This is a genomic window from Saccharothrix sp. ST-888, from assembly GCF_000955975.1.
GTDB lineage: Bacteria > Actinomycetota > Actinomycetes > Streptomycetales > Streptomycetaceae > Kitasatospora.
This window is the reverse complement of sequence record NZ_JYJF01000210.1, coordinates 1-4,261: the sequence shown is the minus strand read 5'-3', so window position 1 is coordinate 4,261 and position 4,261 is coordinate 1. Positions and strand designations below refer to the sequence as shown.

The 4,261-nt window shown below is 75.8% G+C and carries 3 protein-coding genes; 1 reads left to right on the top strand and 2 read right to left on the bottom strand.

The genetic code is table 11. The features are described 5' to 3' along the window. Positions 1-314, bottom strand: a 314-nt coding sequence (locus tag UK12_RS31945; RefSeq protein WP_197085347.1) for a hypothetical protein, incomplete at its 3' end; no start/stop codon positions are given. An 86-nt stretch (positions 315-400) separates the two neighbouring features. On the opposite strand from UK12_RS31945, the gene UK12_RS31940 reads away from it, so the two are divergent. Next, entirely contained in the window at positions 401-3,280 is a 2,880-nt protein-coding gene (locus UK12_RS31940) for an FAD-binding and (Fe-S)-binding domain-containing protein (protein WP_045306709.1), read from the top strand. Positions 3,281-3,367: 87 nt separating this feature from the next. Here the strand turns inward: UK12_RS31940 and UK12_RS31935 are convergent, their stop codons facing one another. Beyond that, on the bottom strand, positions 3,368-4,141 hold the full coding sequence (locus tag UK12_RS31935; RefSeq protein ID WP_063838362.1) for a helix-turn-helix transcriptional regulator: 774 nt from the start codon (positions 4,139-4,141) through the stop codon (positions 3,368-3,370). Positions 4,142-4,261 lie beyond the last annotated feature (120 nt).

The following is a 4,261-nucleotide window of genomic DNA, read 5'->3' as shown; positions in this document are numbered from 1 at the left end:
TGGTGGGCGCGGGGCATCAGCAGCAGCATCGAGGGCACGGCGGTCGGCCCGGTGCGGCCACTCAGCCGCCAGTGGCTGTCCGTCCACAGGAAGCTCTCGTCGGGGCGGGTGCACTGCTCGCAGTCGTCGGGGCCGTCCTCGCCTTCGCGGGCCGGTTCGGGCAGTTCGGGCCGGTCGAGTGCCTTCACCTTGAGGTCGCCCTCGAACGGGAAGATCTCCCAGCCGACGACCGAGTCCTCGGGCGGGGCGGTCGGCTCGCCGATCGGCAGATGGCCGAGGAAAGGGCCGGGCGTGACGTCAAGTTGATCACTCATCTGCACAGGCTCCCAGATGACGGCAAGTCAGCGGTGTGCCGGGGTGCCCCCTGCCCGTTCGGGGCCGCCGCTGCGATGATCGCGGTATGGCGACCACTCCAGCCCCCGGCGGGCTCGCCCGTGCGCTCGACGCCGCCGTCCGCGGGGACGTGCGCTTCGGCGCCGCCGAGCGCACGGTCTACAGCCACGACGCCTCCAACTACCGCCAGCTCCCGCTGGGCGTGGTCAAACCCGCCGACACCGACGACGTCCGGGCCACCCTGGCGCTCTGCCGCGAGTACGGCGTCCCGGTGGTGCCACGCGGCGCGGGCACCAGCATCGGCGGCCAGGCGATCGGCCCGGGAGCGGTGGTCCTGGACTTCCGCCGCTACCTCAACCGGGTACTCGCCGTCGACCCGGACGCCCGCACCGCCCGGGTCGAGCCCGGCGCCGTACTGGACGACCTCCAGACGGCGGCCCTCCGGTACGGGCTGCGCTTCGGCCCCGATCCGTCCACCCACAGCCGATGCACGATCGGCGGCATGATCGGCAACGACTCCTGCGGCGCCCACTCGGTCGCCTGGGGCCGGACCGCCGACAACCTGCACGCCCTCGACCTGCTGCTCGCCGACGGCACCGAACTCACCGTCACCGGACCGCTGCCACCCGCCGAGCGCACCCGGCTGCGCGAACGCCCCGGCCGCGAGGGCGCACTGCACCGGGACCTGCAGGACCTCACCGCCGCCAACCTGCCCGCGCTCCGCCAGGGCATGCCCGACCTGCCCCGGCGCACCTCCGGCTACGCCCTCGACGCCCTGCTGCCCGAGCGCGGCTACGACCTCGCCCGCGCCTTCACCGGCAGCGAGGGCAGCTGGGCCCTGCTGCTCGGCGCCACCGTACGGCTGGTCCGGGCTCCCGCCGCCCGCGCGCTGGTCATCGCCGGTTACCCGGACGAGACGGCGGCCGCCGACGCCGTACCCGCCCTGCTGCCGCTGCGGCCGCTCACCGTCGAGGGCATGGCCGCCGACCTGATCGCCGCACTGCTCGCCGCCGGCCCCCGGCCGCCCGCGCTGGATCGGCTGCCCGCAGGCGAGTGCTGGCTGTTCCTGGAGACCGGCGGCGCCACCGGAGCCGAAGCCCTGGACGCCGCACGGGAGTTGGCCCACGCCGTACGCCGCGAGCGATCCGCCGCCGTCGCCGTGGTGGTCGACCCGGGCGAGCAGCGCCAGCTCTGGGGCGTACGGGAGGCGGGGGCCGGGATCGTCACCCGGCTGCCCGACGGCACCGAGGCCTGGCCGGGGTGGGAGGACTCGGCGGTCCCGGTCGAGCGGCTCGGCGGGTACCTGCGTGAGCTGCGCGCCCTGCTCCGGCGGCACGGTCTGCGCGGCGTCCCGTACGGGCACTTCGGCGAGGGCTGCATCCACATGCGGCTGGACTTCCCGCTCACCGAGCCCCGCCGGCTGCCGGAGTTCCGGGCGTTCATGACGGAGGCGGCCGACCTGGTGGTGGCGCACGGCGGTTCGCTCTCCGGCGAGCACGGCGACGGGCAGGCCCGCTCGGAACTGCTGTCCCGGATGTACCCGACCGGGATCATCGACCTGTTCGGGCAGGTCAAGCGGATCTGGGATCCCGCGCTGCTGCTCAACCCCGGGGTCATGGTCGACCCGCGCCCGCTCGACGCCGACCTGCGCTTCACCGGCCGCGACCTGCCGCTCGCCCTCCCCTACGAGAAGGACGGCGGCAGCCTGCTGAAGGCCGTCCACCGCTGCGTCGGCGTGGCCAAGTGCGTGGACACCGGGAGCGGTGTGATGTGCCCGAGCTACATGGTCACCGAGGAGGAGCGGCACTCCACCCGGGGCCGGGCGCGGCTGCTCGCCGAGATGCTGCGCGGCGCCGAGGCGGGCGGCGTGGTGACCGACGGCTGGCGCTCGGAGGAGGTCCGGGAGGCGCTCGACCTCTGCCTGGGCTGCAAGGGCTGCGCCGCCGACTGCCCGGTCCACGTCGACCTGGCGACCTACCGGACGGAGTTCCTGCACCAGCACTACCGCCGCCGGCTGCGCCCCGCCTCGCACTACTCGATGGGCTGGCTGCCGCTCACCCTGCGCGCCGCCGCGCTCGCACCCGCCCTGGCCAACCGCCTGCTCGGCGCGCCCCGTACGGCCGCCGCCCTCAAGCGACTCGGCGGCATCGACCCGCGGCGCCGGCTGCCCGGCCTGCCGGCTGAGACCTTCGAGCACTGGTTCCGCCACCGTGAGCGGCGCACCCGGCGCGGCGCCACCCCGGTCCTGCTCTGGCCGGACACCTTCAGCAACCTGCTGGAGCCCGGACCCGCCATGGCGGCCGTCGAGGTCCTGGAGCACCTCGGCTTCGCGGTCCGACTCCCGCAGGGGCCGGTCTGCTGTGGGCTCACCTGGATCTCCACCGGCCAGATCGACGTCGCCCGCCGGGTGCTGCGGCGCAGCCTGCGCGCCCTCCCGGCCGGGCTGCCCGTGGTCGGCCTCGAACCCAGCTGCACGGCGGCCCTGCGCGAGGAACTGCCCAGACTGCTCGGCCCGGCGGCCGGCGACGTCCCCGGACGGGTCCGCACGCTCGCCGAGTTCCTGGACGAGGCCGGGGTCGGGCTCCCCCGCCTGCCCGGCTCCCCGTTGCACGGCCTGACCCAGGTGCACTGCCACCAGCACGCCGTCCTCGGCACGGCCGCCGACCGCCGGATCGAGGCCCGGATCGGCCTCACCAACCAGGTCCCGGACTCCGGCTGCTGCGGCCTGGCCGGGAACTTCGGCTTCGAACGCGGCCACTACGAGGTCTCCGTCGCGGCTGCCGAACGCGTCCTGCTCCCCGCCGTACGGGCGGCCGCACCCGACACCGTCCTGCTCGCCGACGGCTTCAGCTGCCGCACCCAGATCGCCCAACTCGCCGACGGCCGCCGGGCGATCCACCTCGCCGAGCTCCTCCACCGGGCCATCCGCGAGCAGAGCGGCGGCTGACCGGCCGCCGGGCGCTCCGCCGCACCCGGGAGGCGGCGGCGGGCGTCGGAGGGGCGCGCGGCGGTGCGCCCGCGACCCCGCCGGTGATCACCGACCGCTGACCCCGCCCGAGCCGGTGTCGGATGCGCCGTTGCCGGACGACCCGTTGCCGGGCGCCCCGTCGGCGGACGCTCCGACGGCGGGTTCCGGTGGCCACACGCCGGGCGCGAGCACACCCGTCACATAGGCGTGTGCGACCAGTGCCGTCCGGTTCGCCATTCCCCAGCGCCGGGAGAGCCGTCCCAGGTGGTAGTTGACCCCGTCGACGGTCAGGCCCACGCCCGTGGCGATCTGCGCGGTGGTGGAGCCGCCCGCGGCCAGGGCGAGGATCCGCGCCTCCACGGGGCTCACCCGGGTCGGCGCGCCGGGGGCGGGGGCGGGCGGGTCGGGTTCGTCCAGGACCCGCAGCAGCAGGAGCAGATGCGGCAGGGCGTCCGGTGTCTCGCTGACCAGGTCGACGGTCAGCTCGCCATGCCGCTCGACGCCCGTCCCGGTGGACCAGGACACCTCGATCGGATAGCGCGATCTGCGGCGCAGCCGTACCGCCTCGGCGATCGGATGGAGTCGGGCCGGAGTGTCCAGGTGGAAGAGGTCCAGGGCGTTGCGCCCGGCCAGGCGGCCGGGCAGGGTGCCCCACTCCGCGGCCATCGCGGGGTTCGCCAGCAGGACGGTGCCGTAGGCGTCGCACAGCGCGGTCGGCACCGGCAGGTGGTCGAACAGGAGCAGCGCCCAGTTGCGCCAGACGACCGCCGGGTCGCGAGCCGGTGCCGTGGCCCCGTCGTCCGGGTCCTGGCCCTGGGGGTCCGCACCCTGGGGGTTCATGCCGCCTCCCTGCCGTCGTCCCTGCCCACCGCCGCTGCCCACCGCCGCTGCCCACCGCCGCTGCCCACCGCCGCTGCCCACCGCCGCTGCCCACCGCCGCTGCCCACCGCCGCTGCCCAC

Excerpts from the sequence above, each read along its gene's own strand:
- UK12_RS31940 (WP_045306709.1), top strand. The coding sequence starts at position 401 with ATGGCGACCACTCCAGCCCCCGGCGGGCTCGCCCGTGCGCTCGACGCC.
- UK12_RS31935 (WP_063838362.1), bottom strand. The coding sequence starts at position 4,141 with ATGAACCCCCAGGGTGCGGACCCCCAGGGCCAGGACCCGGACGACGGG.